Below are 996 nucleotides of genomic sequence, written 5' to 3'. Positions count from 1 at the left end.
TGTCGCAATTGTCGAAAAGAATGCACAAAAAGACGGAAACCTTAACCTCGCCAAAGCATATTTGAACTATTTATATTCTCCTGCAGGACAAACGATTGCAGCCAAAAACTACTATCGTCCCAGAAATGCAGCAATTGCAGCCAAATACACATCTGTATTTAAGCCGCTAAAACTGGTCACGATTGATAAAGAATTTGGCGGCTGGTCAAAAGTACAGAAAAAACATTTTGATAATGGCGGCGTGTTCGACCAGATCGTAAAAACAAATACCGTAAACTAATAGCCAAGTGGATTATCATGCTCAAAAAGGCTGGGAAAACCAGCCTTTTTTTACGTTTACTGCTTTAGAAATAATGAATCGCTCCTATATCTTTTTTATTCATATAAAATTCATTTTTTATTATTTTTTATGCATAAAGAATGGCGTTATTCTGCATCCAATTTAAAACCATTTAGAAATTGAGGTTGTTATGCAGTTTTCAGCAAAGTTGAAACTCGGGCTATTGGCCAGCGTAATTTCTGCTGTTTCATTCGGCGCTGCAGCCAAAGATTTCTTAAATGTCTCTTACGATCCTACACGCGAATTCTATGAAGATGTCAATAAAGACTTTGGCAAATACTGGGAAGCACGTACAGGACAAAAAATTAATTTTAAACAGTCTCATGGCGGCTCTGGCAAACAAGCCCGCTCTGTCATTGATGGCTTAGATGCCGATGTCGTGACTTTAGCACTGGCTGCAGACATTGATGCCATTGCAGAAAACTCAAATCTGATTCCTAAAGACTGGCAGAAAAAATTTCCCAACAACTCTACACCATATACATCCACCATCGTATTTCTGGTACGTAAAGGAAACCCCAAAGGCATTAAAGACTGGGGCGACTTAGTCAAAAATAATGTCGGCATTATTACCCCAAATCCAAAAACTTCTGGCGGCGCGCGATGGAACTACTTAGCCGCTTGGGCTTGGGCAAAACACCAAGCGGGCGGCAATG

General features: G+C 40.2%; 1 protein-coding gene and 1 pseudogene. Both read left to right on the top strand.

Features of this window, described 5'->3' with window-relative positions:
* Positions 1–280: pseudogene (locus D7V32_RS17025) on the top strand (sulfate ABC transporter substrate-binding protein); the annotation flags it as partial.
* A gap of 190 nt (positions 281–470) precedes the next feature.
* Positions 471–996, top strand: a 526-nt coding sequence (locus D7V32_RS17020) for a sulfate ABC transporter substrate-binding protein (RefSeq protein WP_120403947.1), incomplete at its 3' end; no start/stop codon positions are given.

Source organism: Acinetobacter tianfuensis (assembly GCF_003611465.1).
GTDB classification, from domain to species: domain Bacteria; phylum Pseudomonadota; class Gammaproteobacteria; order Pseudomonadales; family Moraxellaceae; genus Acinetobacter; species Acinetobacter tianfuensis.
Note: the sequence above shows the minus strand (reverse complement) of the source record. Positions and strands in the feature narration are given on the sequence as shown.